This window comes from Rhodanobacter thiooxydans (assembly GCF_021545845.1).
Taxonomy (GTDB): Bacteria; Pseudomonadota; Gammaproteobacteria; order Xanthomonadales; family Rhodanobacteraceae; genus Rhodanobacter.
On record NZ_CP088924.1, the window covers coordinates 129,467 to 147,210 of the forward strand.

Annotated in this window: 16 protein-coding genes; 10 read left to right on the forward strand and 6 right to left on the reverse strand. The window is 66.1% G+C overall.

Going from position 1 to position 17,744, the window contains the following annotated elements; all coding sequences use genetic code 11:
* Positions 1-3: 3 nt before the first annotated feature.
* The gene (locus tag LRK53_RS18710; protein WP_235642685.1) at positions 4-1,722 is read right to left on the reverse strand and encodes a coiled-coil domain-containing protein; all 1,719 of its coding nucleotides are present in this window, start codon (positions 1,720-1,722) and stop codon (positions 4-6) included.
* A 247-nt stretch (positions 1,723-1,969) separates the two neighbouring features.
* Between LRK53_RS18710 and LRK53_RS18715 the strand changes: the two genes are divergently transcribed.
* The 5 genes from LRK53_RS18715 to LRK53_RS18735 all read left to right on the forward strand — a co-directional run bounded on the left by LRK53_RS18715 (position 1,970) and on the right by LRK53_RS18735 (position 9,759).
* Complete coding sequence (locus LRK53_RS18715) at positions 1,970-2,974, forward strand: hypothetical protein (RefSeq protein WP_235642686.1); 1,005 nt, start codon at positions 1,970-1,972, stop codon at positions 2,972-2,974.
* Positions 2,961-3,680 (forward strand): RES domain-containing protein, encoded by a 720-nt coding sequence (locus tag LRK53_RS18720; protein ID WP_235642687.1) that lies wholly within the window; start codon positions 2,961-2,963, stop codon positions 3,678-3,680. The genes LRK53_RS18715 and LRK53_RS18720 overlap by 14 nt, the downstream gene beginning before the upstream one ends.
* Positions 3,677-4,804, forward strand: a complete 1,128-nt coding sequence (locus tag LRK53_RS18725) for a tyrosine-type recombinase/integrase (RefSeq protein ID WP_235642688.1) — start codon at positions 3,677-3,679, stop codon at positions 4,802-4,804. Before LRK53_RS18720 ends, LRK53_RS18725 begins: the two co-directional genes overlap by 4 nt.
* Positions 4,805-5,042: 238 nt before the next feature.
* Positions 5,043-8,600 (forward strand): class I SAM-dependent DNA methyltransferase, encoded by a 3,558-nt coding sequence (locus LRK53_RS18730; protein ID WP_235642689.1) that lies wholly within the window; start codon positions 5,043-5,045, stop codon positions 8,598-8,600.
* Positions 8,601-8,667: 67 nt separating this feature from the next.
* Positions 8,668-9,759: a hypothetical protein gene (locus LRK53_RS18735; protein WP_235642690.1), complete on the forward strand. Its 1,092-nt coding sequence runs from the start codon at positions 8,668-8,670 to the stop codon at positions 9,757-9,759.
* A gap of 85 nt (positions 9,760-9,844) precedes the next feature.
* Here the strand turns inward: LRK53_RS18735 and LRK53_RS18740 are convergent, their stop codons facing one another.
* On the reverse strand, positions 9,845-11,347 hold the full coding sequence (locus LRK53_RS18740; RefSeq protein ID WP_235642691.1) for a hypothetical protein: 1,503 nt from the start codon (positions 11,345-11,347) through the stop codon (positions 9,845-9,847).
* Between the two features lie 393 nt (positions 11,348-11,740).
* On the opposite strand from LRK53_RS18740, the gene LRK53_RS18745 reads away from it, so the two are divergent.
* From LRK53_RS18745 to LRK53_RS18765, 5 genes are all read left to right on the forward strand, one after another.
* On the forward strand, positions 11,741-11,992 hold the full coding sequence (locus LRK53_RS18745) for a hypothetical protein (protein WP_235642692.1): 252 nt from the start codon (positions 11,741-11,743) through the stop codon (positions 11,990-11,992).
* Positions 11,973-12,398 (forward strand): hypothetical protein, encoded by a 426-nt coding sequence (locus LRK53_RS18750; protein ID WP_235642693.1) that lies wholly within the window; start codon positions 11,973-11,975, stop codon positions 12,396-12,398. Before LRK53_RS18745 ends, LRK53_RS18750 begins: the two co-directional genes overlap by 20 nt.
* Before the next feature lie 284 nt (positions 12,399-12,682).
* Positions 12,683-12,868 (forward strand): hypothetical protein, encoded by a 186-nt coding sequence (locus LRK53_RS18755; protein ID WP_235642694.1) that lies wholly within the window; start codon positions 12,683-12,685, stop codon positions 12,866-12,868.
* A gap of 59 nt (positions 12,869-12,927) precedes the next feature.
* Complete coding sequence (locus LRK53_RS18760; RefSeq protein WP_235642695.1) at positions 12,928-13,302, forward strand: protein-disulfide reductase DsbD N-terminal domain-containing protein; 375 nt, start codon at positions 12,928-12,930, stop codon at positions 13,300-13,302.
* 71 nt (positions 13,303-13,373) lie between these two features.
* Entirely contained in the window at positions 13,374-14,396 is a 1,023-nt protein-coding gene (locus tag LRK53_RS18765; RefSeq protein ID WP_235642696.1) for a RelA/SpoT domain-containing protein, read from the forward strand.
* Positions 14,397-14,443: 47 nt separating this feature from the next.
* Here LRK53_RS18765 and LRK53_RS18770 read toward each other — a convergent pair whose 3' ends face one another.
* From LRK53_RS18770 to traN, 4 genes are all read right to left on the reverse strand, one after another.
* Positions 14,444-15,001: a hypothetical protein gene (locus LRK53_RS18770; RefSeq protein ID WP_235642697.1), complete on the reverse strand. Its 558-nt coding sequence runs from the start codon at positions 14,999-15,001 to the stop codon at positions 14,444-14,446.
* A gap of 92 nt (positions 15,002-15,093) precedes the next feature.
* The gene (locus LRK53_RS18775) at positions 15,094-15,552 is read right to left on the reverse strand and encodes a hypothetical protein (RefSeq protein ID WP_235642698.1); all 459 of its coding nucleotides are present in this window, start codon (positions 15,550-15,552) and stop codon (positions 15,094-15,096) included.
* Complete coding sequence (locus LRK53_RS18780) at positions 15,549-16,343, reverse strand: hypothetical protein (protein WP_235642699.1); 795 nt, start codon at positions 16,341-16,343, stop codon at positions 15,549-15,551. Before LRK53_RS18780 ends, LRK53_RS18775 begins: the two co-directional genes overlap by 4 nt.
* Positions 16,344-16,345: 2 nt before the next feature.
* On the reverse strand, positions 16,346-17,743 hold the full coding sequence (gene traN / locus LRK53_RS18785; RefSeq protein ID WP_235642700.1) for a conjugal transfer protein TraN: 1,398 nt from the start codon (positions 17,741-17,743) through the stop codon (positions 16,346-16,348).
* Between the last annotated feature and the right edge of the window lies 1 nt (position 17,744).

The following is a 17,744-nucleotide window of genomic DNA, read 5'->3' on the forward strand; positions in this document are numbered from 1 at the left end:
CGGTCAGCGGGGCTTGCGGACGTCGGATGGGGCCAGGCGCGCAAGGAGCTGGTCGAGCCGATCGCGTTCGCGCATGACGGCCTGGTGGTTGGCGGTGGCGGTGAGCAGCTCGGCCTGAAGGGTGGAGGCGCGCGCCTCGCTCGCTTCCAGCTGGGTGCGCAGTTGCGTCACGGCCTGCTGATGCTCGCGGCGCCGCTCGGCCGCGGACGCTTCTGCCGCGGCGAGGCGTTCGGTGAGCTGGACGCTCCGGGCGTTGGCGTCAGCCACGGCCCGCTCGGCGGTGGCCAACGCGGCGCGCAGGTCGCCGTGCGCTTGCTCGGCCGTCCGCAGTTGGCTCTGCAACGCCTCGGCCGTTTGGCGGGCGCTGGCCAACTCGGCCGTCCGTTGCTCCAGCTGGGCTGCGGCCTGCTCCGCGGCGGCCGCGCTCGCGCGCTGTTGCCGCTCGAGCTCCGTCTGCGCGCGATCGCGCGCCTGGCTCGCCTCGGCGAGCTCGGCTTCCGAGGCGTCGCTGCGCTGCCGCGCGTCGGCCAGCCGGATCTGCAGGCCGTCCCGCTCGGCACGCAGGCTGACCAGTTCCTGGGCCTGGCCGCGCTCCACGTCGGTGAGGGACTCGATCCGCGTGCGGGCCGCCGCCAGTTCGGTATCGAGGCGCTCGAGCAGTTGCTGGCGCTCGGCGGCCGCGCGGCTGTCACGCTCGCGTTCGGCGGCGAGCGCGGCCTGCGCCTCGGCCAGCGCCTCGCGCTCGGTGGCCAAGGCGGCCCGTTCCGGGGCGAGGCTCTCCTCAGCGAGCGACTTGGCGGCCGACTTCAGCGTGCTCCACACCTCGCGGAGCACCGGATCGGCCTCGTCGTCGGCCGGGCGGCGGGGGGCGAGCCGGTGCATGGCGTCGGCCAGCTTCGGATACACCGAGTTCGGCGAGCCGCGGTTGTCGGTGGCCGCGTGCACCAGTTCCAGATTCACCAGCAGGCCGTGCGCCAGGGCGGTGCGCACGATGACGTCGATGTCCTCCTGCGTCACGGCGCGAGGCTGGGGGCCGCGGTGGTCCTGGTAGGCCGCCCGCACCGCGGCGATCGCGTCCTCCTTGGCCTGCCGCACGGCCGGATCGACATACCCCTCGCGCGGCCGGCCGCGGACGGCTTCCCCCAGGGCGTCGAGGTCGTCGGGGTCGACCTTGGGGTACAGCAGCCAGCCGATGTCCAGCTCCGCATCGGCCAACAAGAGGTGGCCACCCCGCCCAAAGAACAGCGACGGCGTCGCGAGGGCGGGTTCGTTGAGGAACGCCCCGGGCCGCACCTCGCCCAGGCGAATGTGGAAGACCACCCGTTCGGCCGGCGCGCCGCGGCGGGCCGGCAGATAGGTCAGCGCGGCGATGTTGATCACGAATGCGCCGGCATCGCCCTCGAGGGCGAAGGCGCGCCACTGGGGATCCTTCGCCGGGTCGTCGGGCGCGGTCCGCTTGGCGTAGGTGCGCGGCAAAGGTCCGGGAGCCATGGGCTGCTGATTGGCCGCGCGCAGGTGGCGAACCGCGAGCGAATGGCCGTGGCCATCCGACGCGCGGCAGCGGCCGGTCGCGATCAAGGCTTCCAGCGCGGCTTGCAGCTGGTCGGCATCGCCGGCGATCGGCTGCTCGCACGTCGCGTCGCGGCCGTCGAGCACGGTGCGGACGGCGTCGGCCCAGGTCGGCGGCGCGGCGGGTGCGGCGGGGGGTGTGGATCGGGCCATGGGGCGGCGCTCCTGCGCAACGAAAGTGCGCGCCGGCGGCACGCGTTGGCCAGAGTATCCGCGCTTTTCCTCGCCAATTCAAGGCGACGCGCAGGACTACATATACTCATATACCTCCGCGAATCTCGGGCCGGCAAAGATGTCTGATAATTTCAGTTATTGGATTACGGCACTTGATAAGAAGGATAAGGCGCGCCATGCTGCCCGCCAGTCGGTGCACGCGCCGACGATCTCAGAGGAACCACCCATGAGCGCCACCAGCATCGCTGTGATGGATGTGCCCGCGGCCGACGGCGAGGTGAGCTACCGCGCCCTGACGCTGAACGCATTCAAGCGCGAAACGCGCGAGACGCCGCGGGGATCCCGCGCGCCGCGACTGCGGGTGTACTTCGCAACCGGTGACCGCAGCACCCATCTCTCCAGCTCGGCTATTCGGACGCTCGACCATGTGGCGTTGAAGCTGTCTTCGACCAACTTCGCCGCTCGGATCGAACGCGCGCTGACGCCACGCCCAACCCATGCCTGGCCAGGAGTGCGTTACTACCAGCTGGAGAACGAATCCCAGATCCGTGAGATCGACGCCGGAGACGTGGCCAGTCGCGTGATCGAATGGGGCATTCGAGCGCGCTCCCCCCGTCGCGACGCGGTGCCTGGCGTGATCTTCGCCGTGGAGAATTCAGATCCTCACCTGCCGATTCGAACCCTCTGGGAGGAGTTCCACCGGACGCTCGTCCTGTCCCTCGGGCCGGCCGAGGTGCGCACGGAGGCCCACGCCGGCCAAGTGGTCGTGACACCCCCGACAGCTTCCCCGGCGCAGGCGGCCGACGCCCTGCGCCAAACACTGCTTGCGCAAGGCTGGCCGACCTCAGTCGAAGTCGGACGCGCGAACGGCAGCCAGTCTGCGAACAAGGCGCAATGGGCCAAAGACAAGCGTGACGCGGGTGAGTTGCTGGGGGTCTGGTCCGCGAGCGAGCGCGCCTACCGTCATCCGGCCTTCCAGTTCACCGCCGAGGGTCTCCTGCTCCCGAAAGTCAGAGAGCTGCTCGCGGCGCTGGCCAGCAACCCCGACTTCACCGCCGCGAACGATCCCGGTGGTTGGCGCAAGGCGTTCTGGTTGCACGGGGCCACGCTGGCGCTGGCCGGCGCAGAGGGAGCGGCGCGGGTGCCCGCCGAGGTCTTTCCTGACGATCCCGACGCGGTGATCGCCGCGGCGCGCAAGGATGCGGAGGGCGACCCCAATGCCGCCTGGTGAAATCGATCTGCTCGACGCCATCGTCTTCGATCCGATGCAGCCCGGACTCTATTACCGGGTGCACCCGCAGCAAATCGGCGGCGCTGCGGTCGATCCCTTGGCACCCAACCCCTTCTCGCAGGCGCGCCTGGCGCTGACGCCGGCCGTGTCTCTTGGCCGCCAGCGCATAGGCATGTTCTACGCCGCCGATACGCCGGCGGGGGCCTTGTTCGAGGCGCTGTTCCGGAATGCCACCGTCTACCCGGGCCGGCAGCTCTACCTCAGCCGGAGTCGGCTGGAGGGCTACAGTCTGTCGGTCGTGCACCTGGTGAAGTCCATCGATCTGTTGCCGCTGGGCTTGCCCGCCCGCAAGCTCATCGTGGTGGACCCCGAGCGCACCAAGCGCTGGCTCCACCTGATGTCCACGCCAGAGCACAGCGAGACGCACGCGGCCGCCGGTGCGGTGGCGGCGCAGCTGGCGGCGGCGGGACAACTTCATGCCGGCTGGTCCTGGCCGTCGCTGCAGTTTCCATCCTCCACCGTGTACCTGCTCTATGACCCCCCGCTCGATCGGGCTGCTTGGGTGCTTCAGGAGACCATTGCGCTGGACACGCCGGCCGGTGAAGCGTTCATCACGGACGCCTTGGCCAGTGCCGGTTACGCGTGGCTGGCCGATCCGATCGGCGCGGCCTACGGTCCGGGGCCAGCCGACGCCGGAGCGCTATGAGCAACGATCTCCTGGTCGTCGACAGCATCGACGGGTTGATCGGCGCTCCCGGCGTGGCTGAGGTCGCGGTGCGGGCCGCGGCTGCGCCCACCAGCGCCAAGGAGGTCCGTGCACGACTGGTGCGCTGGGAAGCCCGTTTCGTGGGCGGCCACCCCAAGGCGACGGTGCGCGCTGTGCGCGCCGACTGGGGACAGTACGTCAGCTGGTGCCAGGGGCTACGCCGATCTCCCCTGCCCGCGTCGGTCCTTCAACTGGAGGAGTTCGTCCGTAGCGCCATCGTGCTGGGGCGCAAGCGCTCCACCGTGCAGCGCTACGTGTATACGATCAACCTCGTGCACAAGGCCGCTGGTCTGCCCTCTCCTGCCGCGCATGCCGATTGGCCAGAGACCTGGAAGATGCTGCTGAAGCACCTCAAGGCACGCGGCGGCCTCATCACCAAGCAGGCCGGCGCCCTGGAGTACACCGACGTCCAGACCATCCTCGCCACCTTGGGCGAGTCACCGCGCGATCTGCGCGACGCGGCGATGCTGGCGCTGGCGTCAGATACGCTGGTGCGCGAGTCCGAGCTGGTGGCCGTGCGCGTCGAGCACTTCGAGCACAACCGGACCAAGGGCGTCTGGACGCTCCTGGTGCCCTTCTCCAAGAGCAACCAGGACGGCCGTGGGGATTATCGGTTCGTCGACGGACCCACCATGGACGGCGTGCGGCGCTGGCTCGACGTGGCCGGTATCACGTCCGGGTTCGTGTTTCTGCCGATCGGCGGGCGACCGAAGTCGCCCCCGCCCGAGGACGAAAACACTCTGGAGCTCGCGGGGCAGAACGATGTGGACTTACGCGAGGCCACACGGTCCGCTGATGAAATCCAGCCGCTGGGCGCGGAGCAGGTGGCGCGTATCTTCCGGCGCCGCGCGCGCGCCGCGGGGCTCGAACATGCGCCGACCGTGTCCGGGCATTCGACACGAATCGGCACAGCCAACGACCTCATCAATGCCGGCAAGACCACGGCGCAGATCCAGCACGCGGGAGGCTGGCGCAGCGCGGAGATGGTGAACCTCTATACGCGTAGGTCCCAGGCAGGGGTCAACGCTGTGGCGGAGCTGCGTGGAAGCTGCAAGCCGAAGTAGGTGCTTTCGACCACTCGGCCAAGATCCGCCGGGAGGCAAGGCTGATCCGGGCAGTGCGGACAAGGGCTGGCAGCTGAGATAGTCGACTCGTTCAGCCAGCCCACGTGGACAGCGAGCACTCGCCCAACATTGAGCGACCCATCAGTTGCTCGTCCCACGCACCTTGATCGTGCGCGGGGGGCCGCCACTTGGCCTGCCATCCTTTAGGCTTGTCCGATGTGACCACAGGGACGTAGCGATGCCGCCGATCCAACAAGACGCCAGCGAGGCGTTCATCGCAAAGTGGCGCGGTGTCACGGCTTCCGAGCTGTCCACCGCACAGAGCTTCGCGATGGACCTGTGCCATCTCCTTGGGGTGGAGCCTCCGCACCCAGACCCCGACCAGCAGTACATGTTCGAGCGGCCAGTCACGTTCGCCCATGGCGATGGCAGCAGCTCGGCCGGACGCATCGATCTCTATAGGCGCAGCTGCTTCGTCCTGGAGGCCAAGAAGCTTAAAGCGCCGACACACACCAAGGGCTTCGACGACGCGATGCTGCGCGCGCGCAGCCAGGCTGAACAGTACGCCCGGGCATTGCCCGCCGCCGAGGGGCGGCCGCCGTTCCTGATTGTCGTTGACGTGGGCAACCGGATCGAGCTCTACGCCGAGTTCTCGCGCTCGGGCGGCACTTACACGCCCTTTCCCGATCCTCGCAGCCACCGCATCGCCCTCGAGGACTTGGCCCGAGACACCGTCCGGGAGCGGCTGCGCAAGGTCTGGACCGATCCCCTCTCGCTTGACCCCAGCCGCGAATCAGCGCGAGTCACCCGCGAGATAGCCGGCCGTCTGGCCGCGTTGGCCCGGAGCCTGGAAGCCGCTGGCCACCCGGCGGAGAGCGTGGCGCAGTTCCTCATGCGCTGTCTGTTCACCATGTTCGCCGAGGACGTCAGGCTCCTGCCCGAGGACAGCTTCCGGATCCTTCTGCAGACCCACGCCGAACAGCCCGAGACGGCGATGCGCATGCTCTCCAGACTGTGGCAGGACATGGATGGCGGTGGCTTCTCCGCTGCCATCGCCACCGACGTGCTGCGATTCAACGGCAAGCTGTTCAAGCAGCCCGACACGCTGCCCCTCACCCGGGAGCAGATCGCGCTCCTGATCGAGGCGGCCAAGGCCAAGTGGGAACACGTGGAGCCGGCCATCTTCGGCACCCTGCTGGAGCGTGCACTGGACCCCAGCGAGCGGCACAAGCTCGGTGCGCACTACACACCCCGCGCCCACGTGGAGCGCCTGGTGCTGCCCGCGGTCATTGAACCGCTGCGCGACGAATGGGGCGACGCCCACGCCGCGGCACTCACCCTGGCCACCGAAGGCAAGTCGGACGATGCCGTGCACGTTCTCCGCCAGTTCCACCATCGGCTATGCACCGTACGAGTGCTCGACCCTGCGTGCGGCAGTGGCAACTTCCTCTATGTGACGCTAGAACACCTCAAGCGGCTGGAAGGCGAAGTGCTCAATGCGCTCGACGAGCTGGGCTACCGCCAGACCGGCCTGGCCTTGAGTGGTGAGCGCGCCGACGCTATGGGCGGAGAAACCGTTGACCCACACCAGCTCCTCGGGGTCGAACTGAATCCGCGCGCGGCGGCCATTGCCGAGGTGGTGCTATGGATCGGCTATCTCCAGTGGCACTTCCGCACCCGCGGCGACGTGAACCCGCCGCAGCCGGTCATCCGCGACTTCCGCAACATCGAGAACCGCGACGCCGTGCTCGCCTATGACGCGGTGGAGTTGGTGACCGGGGAGCACGGTGTGCCCGTCACCCGTTGGGACGGCAAGACCATGAAGCGCTCTGCAGTGACTGGCGAGCCCGTACCCGACGAGACATCTCGCGTGCCGCTTGAGCGCTACGTGAATCCCCGCAAGGCTGCGTGGCCCGAGGCAGATTTCCTGGTGGGAAACCCCCCGTTCATCGGTACAAAGCGCATGAAGTCCGTGTTGGGCGATGGTTATGTCGAAGCGCTGCGCGCCACGTGGTCGGACGTGCCCGAGTCGGCCGATTTCGTCATGTACTGGTGGCACATCGCGGCGCTGAACACTACAGCCGGAAAGGTGAAGCGGTTCGGTCTGATCACGACCAATTCCATTAGCCAGACGTTCAATCGCCGCGTGATGGAGGGGCCCCTCACCGATCCCAAGCGCCCTATCTCCCTAACCTTTGCTATACCGGATCACCCGTGGGTGGACGCCTCCGACGGCGCCGCGGTGCGCATTGCGATGACGGTCGGTATGCCGGGGCGCGGAATTGGGCAGTTGGCACGCGTCATCGAGGAGCGGGAAACCGAAACCGACGATCGGGAGGTCATCCTTGAGACCAGTCAAGGTTTGATCCATGCCGATCTGCGGGTTGGAGCGGATGTGGGGTCAGCCAGACCGCTAATGGCCAATGAGCGCATCGCAGGCATGGGCGTTGCCCTGCACGGGTCCGGCTTCATCCTGACGCCGGAGGATGCCGAACGCTTGCGGGTCCATGGCCCCGGAATCATCAAGCCGTACATCGGCGGCAGGGATCTGTTGCAACGGCCTCGAGAGCGCTATCTCATCGATTTTTTCGGGCTTACCCAGGTCGAGGCACGCGCAGCCAATCCCGCTGCGTTCCAGCACGTCATCGACTACGTGAAGCCCGAGCGGGATCACAACAACCGAACGGCGCTTCGAGAGCTGTGGTGGCGCTTCGGATGGGAGCGCCCTGTCCTTCGGCGATCGATGACTGGCCTAAGTCGGTATATCGGAACCACCGAGACCTCGAAGCATCGCGTCTTTCAATTCATAGACGGCTGCGTTCTGGCGGATCACAAGATCCTTTGCATCGCATGCGATGACGCTGCGATCCTCGGAGTTCTCTCTTCGATAATCCATAGCACTTGGTCTGACACCGTCGGCGGGCGCTTAGGCGTCGGTAACGACCCCGTTTACAACAAGACCCGATGTTTCGATCCCTTCCCATTTCCCGAGTTTGATCAGAACGACAAGCTCGCCGGCTCGATCGCGATGGCGCGGGTCGACCGAGACGGTCAAGCTGGCCCCAGAGAGGCTCTCGCCACCTGTCCATCCGAGCGACTGCGTGAACTGGGCGAACAGCTCGATGCTCACCGCAAGCGTCAGCAGGCCACCCACCCCGACCTGACTCTCACCGCCATGTACAACGTGCTGGAAAAGCTCCGCGGCGGTGAGTCACTGACGGGCAAAGAGCGGGTGATTCACGAGCAAGGATTGGTGTCGCTGCTTCGCCATCTGCATGATGAGATAGACGAGGCGGTGCTGGATGCATACGGCTGGGCCGACCTGCTGCACCTATTGCGGGTGGCCCATGGCAACGATGTACCAGCGGCGAATACGAGTCGCGAAGACGCCCAGCGTGCGTTCGACGAAGTGCTGCTGGAGCGGCTTGTGGCACTCAATTCCAATCGTGCCGCCGAGGAGGCACGCGGTCAGGTGATGTGGCTGCGCCCCGCGTTCCAGAATCCCTCCGCCGAGGTCGCTCCCGATCAACGCGATTTCCAGGGCGACTCGTTGGACGACGACGCCCCTGCAGCGGTCATCGGCAGAAAGCCGGAGCCCTGGCCCAAGGACGCCGTCGCCCAAGTGCGAGCTGTCGCAGATACCTTGGCCGCCACCCCGGTGCCGCTGGACGTTGATGAAATCGCTGCCCGATTCACCGCCCGTGGCCCGTGGAAAAAGCGCTTGCCTCAGCTGCTCCATATGCTGGTCGCGCTCGGCCGTGCCAGAGTCAACAACGGCAAGTATTCGACCCTGTAGCCTACCAGCATCGCCCACCATGCCACTCAACGCCCTGTCGAGGCCGAACACTACTTTGCAGCCAGCCATGACACAGATCACGTCTTACCTAAGGTCTTTTGCCGGCCTCGATGAAGCGATCGCCGCGTGCCCGCACTCCACCACCCACGAAGACCTGGTGTGCGTGATTCATAGAGGAGCTTCACTCCGCTCAGCCCGCCTTGCAACGAGCCGCGGCGACAAGTGGCTCCTGCGGCGGAAAGTCTTCGCCGCCGACGGCACGCTCGTTGCCAACGATCACCAGGCGTGGCTGGCGCAGGAGGTCGAGCGGGACGACGGGAACGTTGCCGACACGTGCGCGCGCCTTGACGCAGCGGGGTATCGCCTTGGGCTCTGCCGGATCACGACGCTCTACGTCGTAGCCGCCGGCGACTCAGGGGCGGCCGCCGACTTCCTGCAGGTGGAGGTAGATCTCGAGGAAGAGATCATCGATCGTGAGATCCAGCCCGGCCAAGGATGGAGCACGCCACTCACACTTGACGCGCTTGTGCACGAGGCGGAGCAGGGCCCTGCCCTTTCCGACCCCGAGCGTCGAGTAGTTCGTGGGCCGACCTATCGCCTGCGGCGCGTGGTTGATGTCGGCGCCTGGCTTGGAGCGGCGGACGCACTGGAGGACGTGCGCCGCGAAGCCGTTCGCGACCGGCGCTATCGCGTCACCACCGCTGCCAACCCCGCAGGGGTCGTTCGGACGCAGGACGAGCTCGACCTCGGGTGGGACCGGTACCCGACCAAGCACCGACGCTTCTTCCAGGACTGGGCCCGGTCCAGCGCCGGCCAACACCGGCTGTGCGACCACTGGGTGCTCGACTTGAAGGACTGGACCGACCCGCGCACCGGCCACCGGTCCATGGAAATGATTCCCGTGTGGGCGTTCAACCGGCCCCTCGCCAGGGTGAATGCAGCCAAGGGGAGCGAGTACGAGTTCTACGGTGCGTTGGAAAAGCTCGATCGCCGCGTCGGCGTGCCTTTCGCGTGGTTCTTCTACATGGTGCACGGCAACCGGGTCGACGCCGACGCCGGCGACCGTGTCATCCGCGCAGCTGAAGCCGGGACCATCGTGATCCCTGAGCGCGACTATCGCGTCCTGAAGGACTGGCAGGCGGCGCCGTACGCCTTCTGATCGCGACTGGCCACATTTCCGCCCGCCGATAGGAGCAGGCCACCCGGGGCACGAGCCCCGGGCACCAGATCGCCACTTCAACCGGTCACGACGCGCGCCTAGCTGCTTTACGCTGCGCAAAGAACTGCCCAAGATAGCGATTACGCGGGTCTGCCTTCTTTGCGCTAGCCATCGTGACCGCGCCGCTATCAAGCAAAGCTGACAACTCGTCAGCCCAACGAATTGCGCGGTGGGAGCGCAAGAACTCCTCAAGGCCTTCCCATCCGTCCCCCGCGGGAACGGTAGCATCTCCACGGATGAAGAGATCAGCCGCCGAAGCCGTTCCCTTCTTACCTTCGACCTCAAGGACACCGAGCACCGCGACAATCCGCTCCAGGGCCTCTCTCTCTTGGCGTCCACTCCGAGCCGCCAAGGTCAAAGCGATCTCGACCACGTCGTGGCCATAGGTGGCGCCCATGAACAGCACGTCGTTGAACTCCAGCCACGTGTCGCCGGCGATGTAGTGGGCTTCGACCAGCATGCGTCGGTAGCCTTGTGCATACGCACTTTCGATCGACGGCAAGAACGGCAGCTGCTTGATCGGTTCAGGCACCATCCAATCCTTCGCCGGTGTTCCGCGGTGTCGCGACATGATCCTGGCCGCCGGCCCCGCATGATCCGTCAGTGCCAGCGCGGCGGCCAGCTGCTCGTAGCCTGTGTGGTCCGTGACGTTCGAAGACCCGAACAGCACCATGCCATGCGAACGCCCCGCAAGCTCCCTCCGCAGGGGTTCCAGCGCCGCACGCGGAATCGCATCGATGTCGGACGGCGCCTTGACCAGCATCGGCTTCGAATAACCGTGCGAGAAGGGACGCCGATCCTCCATCTGCCCGTCGTCGGTTATGACGCCTCGGAGAGCGGTGTGCGTGTCAGACCCTAGCGAACGGGCCATCAGGTCCAGGTCTTCACAGACCCGATCAGGCGTGGGCGTGTCGACGAGAACGGCGACGCGATGATCTGAATTGAGAGCATGCAGGCATGCCATCTCCACGCGCTGGGCCGCGTCCTTCCACGCCGACTGGTCCAAGGCGACGGGGCCCACGACCAGTAACGTTCCGCTCGGAAGTCGATCAATCCCCTGCGACCACAACCCGTATTCACCCAGGTCGATGCTGCTCGCTGACCCGTTTGCGGCGCGCTCCGCGTAAATGAGCCCGCCGTCCGTAGCCTCCTCGTAGCGCGCCAGCAAGGCATCAATAGCCGTGGAGGATGTCGTTACATAGACGCCGGGAAAGGGGCCGCTGGGCCACACCTGCAGCGCGCCCCGCGGCGAAATGCCCTCCACCTGGGACAGCAGTTCCAACCACTCCCTCGCATCGATCTCGAGCGAGAACTTTCTCTCGACGCGATGAGCAAGGCGCGCGATGGACCCGATATCCAGTTCGCAGCCTGCAACACGTGAGGGAAATGCCATCACTTCAGGCCAGTTGCGCAGGCCTGGCAGCGCGGCGATCAAGTCGAGCGCTTGGCTATGGCCAATCACGCATGACGACTGCTTCAGGTGCTCGCGCACGCAAGCCGCCAACAGCTTTAACTGTGAGATATCCATTGTTTCTACTCCAGGGCGTAACGTCCGGTGCACGCATTGCGGACCGCCCATGGAAACAATGGTTTCAGGGTAGGTCTGCGGTCTTTCCGTCTTCGTCTTGCCCGGGAGGGCGCGTGCGGCAGGCGACGGCAGCCACCGCCGAATATACTCCGGCCGACCAGGGTGGCAAGCCACGCCGCCGTCTGGCGCCTCGCCGGCAAAGGCCAAAACCAACCTGCGCAAAGACGTCGCCTCGCATCGTTCGGCGACGGGAAACCACGCCCGGTGAGGACGGCGATCTGCGAGTTCGGCGCCTTCGCACGTGGGCACAATGGCTGCTCGTAACCGCTGAGGTGCACCATGCAATCGTCATCACCGGTCCCTACCGGCAAAACGCGCTCGCCACGGGATCGGATGCTCATCGCCTTCCTGGTTCTCACCACCGCGCTCGACATTGCCCAGATCGGCGCGCTCGTTGTGGGAGTCCTGCTGTTGTTAGACCTCCTGCGAGGGGCACTGAACGGCATCACACCGCCTACGGCCGATCTCATGCTGTTCGGGGTTGCCGCCGCGGCAGGCGTCCTCTTTAACGGCATCGGTCATGCCCTCGAGGGCTGGCACGACAAAGCGGTGCTAGATTTCGCGGATGACGTACACACGCACTGAACTGGAAGCGCAACTTGCGGCCTTGGAGCAGTTGGCAGTGAAGCTGCTCACCGAGCACGAAGACCCCGCGGAATTCTGGCCAGCATTCGCCGCAGAGGCAGATGACTTCGTCTCGCGCGTCGGACCAGCTGACTGGGACTGGGCGGACGAGCGCTTGGCAGACATTCTGCGCCGTCACGGCGCGCCTGTGCGGGGTGCCTCAAGGGCTACCCTGCAGCAATACCTCGATCAGCTTGATGCGGCGATGCCGCACATGGTCCGCGGGTCGCCGACCTATGAGTTGTTCGCTGAGGCGTATCTTCCCCGAGAAATCTACATCTTGGACGAGGCTGGTGAGCTGAACCAGGAATGGGCCCGTGAGCGCTTGCGCGAGATGCTGCTCAAGCATGGCGCGGTGTTTGACTGATGTGCTACTCGACGCAGGTTTGGGCGGCACATACCTGGTTCGCGCACGTGCATGGAGGCCGCGAGCTAGAGGCGGCGATCGAGGGCGACCTCGTCGCACAGCGAGCGCCTGGCCAAGGCCGAGGCTGCGCTCGCTAGCCCAAGCCTGCCAAGAATGTCGCAACCGCGACCGATCGGGGCAGCGATAGCACCGGCGAAGAATCCACGCCCGCCAAACGCTGCGTTTCGGCGAACGGAATGGACCTTGGGTGTCTACCTTGTCCGCACCCACACCGGAGCGTCCCCATGTTGCCCACTATCGAATCCATTCTCGCCGACCCCTCCGCATCCGACTGGCTCAAAGCCAGCCTGACGGCCGCGCTTCCTCGCGATCCGGTCGATGCTGCCAATGACGCGTGCATGCTCAAGCACCTGCTCGAACAACGCTGCGATGCGGTGCTGCAAAACACCTATCGCTCCGAGGCGCACTGATGCGCTCGTGTTTCCTAGCGCTGGTGCTCCTTGCCCCGCTTAGCGCGGCAGCCGAGGGCGTGCTCGACGCGCGGGAAGCATTCCGTCTGATAGACGCATCACGCACCGAAGCCGGCCTGGTGATCACCTGGGATGTCGCGCCTGGTTACGCCCTATATCGCGACAGGATTCGCGTGGCCACGCCGACCCCAGGCGCTCTTGCAGGCGTACCGTTCCTCCCCGCCGGCACTATGGCCGCTGACGGCCTCGGCGGCTCGGCCGAGGAGTATCTCGAGCCCTTCACCATGTTGATTCCTGTCACCGACGCGGCCTATGGCCACGTCTCAGTGCGCCTCCAGGGCTGCCACATGCGCGAGCCGCTTGTGTGCTTTCCGCCCTTCTCGGTCGACGTTCCCGTGGAGGGACTGCCCGGGGGCTTCTCCCCCCGCCGCTGACCCGCCGCTACGGGCCTTCGCCCGCCGGCTCAAACCCCCGTGGCACAATTCCTGGCCACATGGGAGGCGGTATGGTCGCGAAAGGATTTCCAGGCGGGTCGAGGTCGCGCGTCAATCGCGCCGGCGATCGCGTTCGCGCACGCGCCGCCACGCCCGAGGACTACGACGTCATCAACGAGTGGCGCGCCGCCCATCGGTACGTGATCAACACGTTCCAGGCGGCGCTGCGCCAACGAGCGAAGGCCGCCGGTGCCGGTGTTCATGTCGGCCAGCGACTGAAGCGCGCCAGCACCATCTACGACAAGCTGACTCGCCAACCCGATATGAATCTCGGACGCATGGACGACGTCGCCGGCGTTCGGCTGATCTTCCCGGACGTGGATGCGCTGGCCGACTTCCGTGAGCGCTTCCACCGGGCGCATTTCAAGCACCAGCGGCGCAACCGCGACGACCAGTACGACTACATCGCGCGGCCCAAGGCAAATGGCTACCGGGGCGTCCACGACATCTACACGTACCAGGTCAACTCCAAGCACTCCGAGCGCGCGGCCGGACTCTTCATCGAGGTGCAATATCGGACCTTGGCGCAGCACGCCTGGGCGACGGCCAATGAGGTGATCGGCTACATCACCGACAGCGAGCCAAAGTTCGACCGGGGCGACAAGCGCATCGGCTATTTCATGTCGCTGTGTAGCGAGATCCTGGCGCGCGGCGTCGAGCAGCTGCCCGGACCGTTACATGACATGCCGGCCGAGGTGCTTCTACGCGAATACTCAAGGGTCGATCAGGAGCTCGGTCTGATGCAGAGATTGAGGTCTTTGCACGTCGCCAAGCTCGACATCCCGCGGCGAGCGCACTACCTCCTGATTTTCGACCGGGAGGGCAAGCTGGAAGTGAGAGAGTACGCCAAGAACAAGCGTGCTCTGGCCGCGCTATTCCACATCGAGTCCGAACGACCCGAGGCAAACGTCGTGATGGTTGGTGCATCAAGTCCTGAGGAGGTGCAGTTCGCCTTCCGCAACTACTTCTCCAACACCGTCGACTTCCTTGGTCTCATCGACCAGGGCTTGCGGAACATCGTGGCCAGCGCCTGAGCGGCCACCGCGGTCACGCGGCGACTGCCCACCTCGGCACGAGGGAATCAGAGGTTCTTTGCCGCGCCCGACAGCTTCGACTTCAGCCTCGCGTCGACCCAGTCCGAATTGATCAACGTCACGCCTGCGAACGAACTTCCCTCGTCGTGAGGCGCCGCCACCAGCCACCAGTGGTCGCCGGTCCAGGTGACGTCCGCACTCGAGGCCATGGCCGGCCGGTGAGCTGCGTCGTCCGGGGAACCGAACTTGGTGATCATCGCGCTGACGATCAGGTTGAACTTGTCCCCCTCAAGTGCCTTCGCGCCAATGGCCACCGCGTGATCGCTCTCCAGGATGATCTGGAGGATGCCCGACTCGGATCCGCCGTAGCCCGTCCCGTTGACCTGGCAAAGCACCTGCCCGCCCTTCGCCTCGCATGCCGCGGTGGGAAACCGGGCCGACACCTGCGCCTGGCTGTCCCCTAGTTTCAGCCCCCGGATGTCCGGGATCGCCCTGACCGGTGCCGGAGCCGCCGCGACCGGGACCGCCGCGCTGTCTTGGTGATCGGCTGCCTTGCCGCAGCCCGCGAGGACGATGGCCAGTGCCAGGGTCAATTCTTTGCGCATTCTCGATGTCTTCCATCTCTGAGGGCTGCGAAGTCTGCCATAGCGCGGTGCCCGTGACGGGCGCCGTAACGCGCGCCAGTGCGCTGATCGGGTTAGCGCCGTCGACGCCAGCGGCGTCCGGCACGGACACCGGCGTCGCCGACCAGTGACGCCGCTACCGCGTCCGCCTCGGTCAGCCGCTTACTGAGACCGAGCCAGCCTATCCACACCACGCCACTGAGGGCCGCGGCGAGGGCAACTTCATCGAATCCGCGATCGGCCGCGATCAGTGCAGCAGCGCCGCCGCACAGCAGCACGCCGACCGAGGCGAGCAGGTGGCCGCGAACCACCCTGCCCCAAGCGCGGGCGAGAAGGAAGCGGCGGACATACGCCGGTGCGTCCAGGACGGCCTGGCTCACCATTAATCGCCCGAAGGCGATCGTGACCAGCCCGAAGAGCCGCCCGACCAGCGGCGGCACTACGATGACGCGCTCACCCACCCACGGCGCCCAGCGAGTCGGACGACGCGATCGCAGGTCGTCGAAGTCACGCTGCCAGAGCGCGTGGGTCATTGGCCCTGCACCAGCTGCGGCCGCGTCGAAGCGGCCCGCCACAGATCCTTCGTGGATTGGACGGAGCCGTGGTTCATCCGCATCACCGCCTGATCGGCGAAGACAACTTCCGGTCGCGAGCCAAACACGTAACCCTGGCCGAACCATGTGGTGCCGCTGCGCTGCCAGATCAGTCCATCGGGACCGGCGCTGAAGGCGTCCCGACCGGTCAGCCACGTCATGCGCCCATCCACCATCAGCGCGACAGCACGGTCGGTGTAGCGGCCGTTCGTGCGCTCCGCCCACGCTGCCTCGAGCACGCGCTCCATCGCCTCGACGTGCGTGAGCTGGTAAACCATCAGGATGCGCTCGGCCACGTCCGTAGGGGACAGCGGTCGACCGTTGAGGTAGATCACTCCATCGCGCTTGTCCGCGTCGGCCGCACCGGAGACCTGGCCGAATCGTGCGAAGAGGTCGCGCATCAGGTGGGCGCTAAACAGCGCGCAGGCCTCGAGCATCGCCAGATATTCCGGTTTCTGCCAATTCAGCCCGTCGCCAAACGACGGCGGCGCGAACGGATCGAGCACCATGCTCATGCAGCGCAGGATGAAAGCCCGGCGATCGCGATCGAGTGAGTCGGTCGGCGTCGCGCCGGAGGCGGCGAAGGCGCGGCGGAGGCCGCTGACCAGGCCATCATTGAGCGCCTTGTCGGCGCAAAGGGCCTGGCGCAGCCGCTGACCGGCCTCCGGCGGCAGGTCCTCGGCAAGATTTTCATAGAACAGCGGCATGGCCGCGGCGGACATCAGGGTCACGATCAGTTCTCCGGGAGAAGTTCGACGTCATCCGTCGTATAGGGGGTCACTACCGCGCCGCCGGTGGGCTGGCTGAGCGACACGCGGAACACGCGCTTGTCGGTGCCAGTGAAAGCGTTGGTGCGGATGGTGACCGTCTTGCTCGTCACATCACCTTGGCTCCAGTACACGGTCTGGTCCACGCCGCTGTAGTCCCGTCCATCGAGCGCCGTACCGGGCTGTGTGGACACGACCACGGACACCATGCCGCTGCCGCCGTTGCGCGTGATGGAGATCGCCAGCGGGCGCCCGCCGGTGACGCTGTAGAAGCCGGTGGCGAAGGTGATTTCGCCCGGCCCCGTGGGGGCGTCGGAGGTCTGCGTGGGGACGGTCTTGGAGACGTCCGCCTCGATCGCTTCCGTGGACCCCTGGTAGTCCATGTCGTCCAGACGGCTTTGCGTGCGGTCGCTCACCGGGACGCGATCGGGGTTGCCGTAGTTGTTGCCCGAGCCGGTGTAAAGATCCTCGGCAGCATTCGGGTCCATCACGTCGTCTGGCAGGAAGCCGCCCATCTGCATTCGCCCGATGATCTCGTTGAGGTCGTCCTCGTCGCTGATGTTGAGACTCATCATCTGAGCCATCGGAATGCCCGCGCAGTTCGGGTGCTTGGCCGAACCCATGTCACCCACGCCTTGCTGGAGAAGCTCCTCGCGCATCATGCGGCTCATAGGGGAGTTGAAGCAGCAGTAGATCTCCTTCTTGACCAAGCACGTCCCGAGAACTTTGCTCTGGCATCGTGACCCCAGGTAATGGCACGTGCCGGCATTGCGCTGCACCGCCGTCTCGAAGTCCGAGTCGTCGCAGTACCACTGGAGGTTCGGCTTCACCCGGGTGTTCTGGTCCTTCATGAAAGCCGCGTTCACGTCCGCCATGCTCCCGCTCTGGTCACCGGACACGTCGCCGCCGCCGCCGAGCAGGTTCTCGAAGCTCGAGGTGAATGACTGCGACAGATCCCAATGGTCGGCGCCGCCGTCCATCTGTGACCACGCACCCTGCACGTGGTCCACGAGCTTGCTCGCGTCGACGGCGGACGCCTGCTTCTGCGTCTTGCGGTAGGCGTCCCACCAGCTCTTGTTCGCATCGGGGACCGGCTTCTTGCAGCACTTGAGCAGTCCGCCAAGCATGTTCTTGCAGTCCAGCCGCTTGCCCGCCATGAAGGTGAGCTTGTTCAGATCCAGGTTCAGCGACTCCACGCCGCCAATGTCGTCCGGCGACCTCACTTCCTTCTGCGTCTGCCACTGGATCGCCTGCTGCTCGGTCCATCCTTCCGGGATCGCCGGCGGGTTTGACTGGGCATACGCGACCGCGGTCACGGCTAGGCCACACAGGACGCCAGCGAGCGCCTTCATCGTCTTCTTCATT

Bases quoted from the DNA above. Each gene is read 5' to 3' on its own strand.
- LRK53_RS18710 (WP_235642685.1), bottom strand. From the start codon at position 1,722: ATGGCCCGATCCACACCCCCCGCCGCACCCGCCGCGCCGCCGACCTGG.
- LRK53_RS18770 (WP_235642697.1), bottom strand. From the start codon at position 15,001: ATGCGCAAAGAATTGACCCTGGCACTGGCCATCGTCCTCGCGGGCTGC.
- traN (WP_235642700.1), bottom strand. From the start codon at position 17,743: ATGAAGAAGACGATGAAGGCGCTCGCTGGCGTCCTGTGTGGCCTAGCC.
- LRK53_RS18755 (WP_235642694.1), top strand. From the start codon at position 12,683: ATGTTGCCCACTATCGAATCCATTCTCGCCGACCCCTCCGCATCCGAC.
- LRK53_RS18745 (WP_235642692.1), top strand. From the start codon at position 11,741: ATGCTCATCGCCTTCCTGGTTCTCACCACCGCGCTCGACATTGCCCAG.
- LRK53_RS18750 (WP_235642693.1), top strand. From the start codon at position 11,973: ATGACGTACACACGCACTGAACTGGAAGCGCAACTTGCGGCCTTGGAG.
- LRK53_RS18725 (WP_235642688.1), top strand. From the start codon at position 3,677: ATGAGCAACGATCTCCTGGTCGTCGACAGCATCGACGGGTTGATCGGC.
- LRK53_RS18765 (WP_235642696.1), top strand. From the start codon at position 13,374: ATGGTCGCGAAAGGATTTCCAGGCGGGTCGAGGTCGCGCGTCAATCGC.
- LRK53_RS18720 (WP_235642687.1), top strand. From the start codon at position 2,961: ATGCCGCCTGGTGAAATCGATCTGCTCGACGCCATCGTCTTCGATCCG.
- LRK53_RS18775 (WP_235642698.1), bottom strand. From the start codon at position 15,552: ATGACCCACGCGCTCTGGCAGCGTGACTTCGACGACCTGCGATCGCGT.
- LRK53_RS18735 (WP_235642690.1), top strand. From the start codon at position 8,668: ATGACACAGATCACGTCTTACCTAAGGTCTTTTGCCGGCCTCGATGAA.
- LRK53_RS18740 (WP_235642691.1), bottom strand. From the start codon at position 11,347: ATGGATATCTCACAGTTAAAGCTGTTGGCGGCTTGCGTGCGCGAGCAC.
- LRK53_RS18715 (WP_235642686.1), top strand. From the start codon at position 1,970: ATGAGCGCCACCAGCATCGCTGTGATGGATGTGCCCGCGGCCGACGGC.
- LRK53_RS18730 (WP_235642689.1), top strand. From the start codon at position 5,043: ATGCCGCCGATCCAACAAGACGCCAGCGAGGCGTTCATCGCAAAGTGG.